Annotated in this window: 1 rRNA gene; it reads right to left on the bottom strand. The window is 64.3% G+C overall.

The window, feature by feature from the left end:
* Positions 1-11 precede the first annotated feature (11 nt).
* A 16S ribosomal RNA gene (locus tag DXC99_RS06460) occupies positions 12-1,517 on the bottom strand.
* Between the last annotated feature and the right edge of the window lie 126 nt (positions 1,518-1,643).

Genomic DNA, 1,643 nt, shown 5'->3' with positions numbered 1-1,643 from the left:
TATCTCCCTAGAAAGGAGGTGATCCAGCCGCACCTTCCGGTACGGCTACCTTGTTACGACTTCACCCCCCTCACCCTCCACACCTTCGGCGCCTCCCCCCTCGCGGTTGGGCCGGCGACTTCGGGTGCAGACGACTCGGGTGGTGTGACGGGCGGTGTGTACAAGGCCCGGGAACGCATTCACCGCGGCATGCTGATCCGCGATTACTAGCAACTCCGACTTCATGGGGGCGGGTTGCAGCCCCCAATCCGAACTGGGGCCGGCTTTCCGGGATCCGCTCCCCCTCGCGGGGTGGCATCCCTCTGTACCGGCCATTGTAGCACGTGTGCAGCCCAGGGCATAAGGGGCATGATGACTTGACGTCGTCCCCGCCCTCCTCCGCCTTGACGGCGGCGGTCCCGCGTGGGTTCCCGGCATCACCCGATGGCAACACGCGGCGGGGGTTGCGCTCGTTGCGGGACTTAACCCAACATCTCACGACACGAGCTGACGACAGCCATGCACCACCTGTATGGGCTCCTCTCGGCCACGGGGTCTCCCCCGCTTCACCCATATGTCAAGCCCTGGTAAGGTTCTTCGCGTTGCTTCGAATTAAGCCACATGCTCCGCTGCTTGTGCGGGCCCCCGTCAATTCCTTTGAGTTTTAGCCTTGCGGCCGTACTCCCCAGGCGGGACGCTTAATGCGTTGGCTGCGGCACGGGGGGATCGTCCCCCCACACCTAGCGTCCATCGTTTACGGCTGGGACTACCAGGGTATCTAATCCTGTTCGCTCCCCCAGCTTTCGCGCCTCAGCGTCGGTCTCGGCCCAGAGGGCCGCCTTCGCCACCGGTGTTCCACCCGATATCTGCGCATTCCACCGCTACACCGGGTGTTCCACCCTCCCCTACCGGACCCAAGCCGCGGAGGTTCCGGGGGCTTCGGGGGGTTGAGCCCCCCGCTTCGACCCCCGGCCTGCCGGGCCGCCTACGCGCGCTTTACGCCCAATGAATCCGGATAACGCTCGCCCCCTACGTATTACCGCGGCTGCTGGCACGTAGTTAGCCGGGGCTTCTTCTGCAGGTACAGTCTCGTCTCTTCCCTGCTGAAAGCGGTTTACGACCCGAAGGCCTCCGTCCCGCACGCGGCGTCGCTGCGTCAGGGTTCCCCCCATTGCGCAAGATTCCCCACTGCTGCCTCCCGTAGGAGTCTGGGCCGTGTCTCAGTCCCAATCTGGCCGGTCGGTCTCTCAACCCGGCTACCCGTTGTCGGCACGGTGGGCCGTCACCCCGCCGTCTACCTGATGGGCCGCGGAGCCATCCCCTCCCGTCGGGGCTTTAGCCGGGGTGCCATGCGGCACCCCGGGGTATCCGGTATTACCCGTCCTTTCGGGCGGCTATCCCGGGGGAGGGGGCAGGTTCTCCACGTGTTACTCAGCCGTTCGCCACTCGCTTCCCTCCGGAGAGGGGTGCCGTTCGACTTGCATGTGTTAGGCGCGCCGCCAGCGTTCATCCTGAGCCAGGATCGAACTCTCCGTCCAAAATATTTGGGCTTCGAGCCCGTCCGGTCCTCTCAGTTCATCGCTGATCGGTTCCGTTCGATTCATATGGTTCTATTTGATAGGAAAAGGAATTTCTCGGGGCCGCCTCTCGGCGGCCTTGCGAAA

It is taken from the genome of Collinsella sp. TF10-11AT (genome assembly GCF_003437565.1).
In the GTDB taxonomy this organism is placed as follows: Bacteria; Actinomycetota; Coriobacteriia; order Coriobacteriales; family Coriobacteriaceae; genus Collinsella.
Note: the sequence above shows the minus strand (reverse complement) of the source record. Positions and strands in the feature narration are given on the sequence as shown.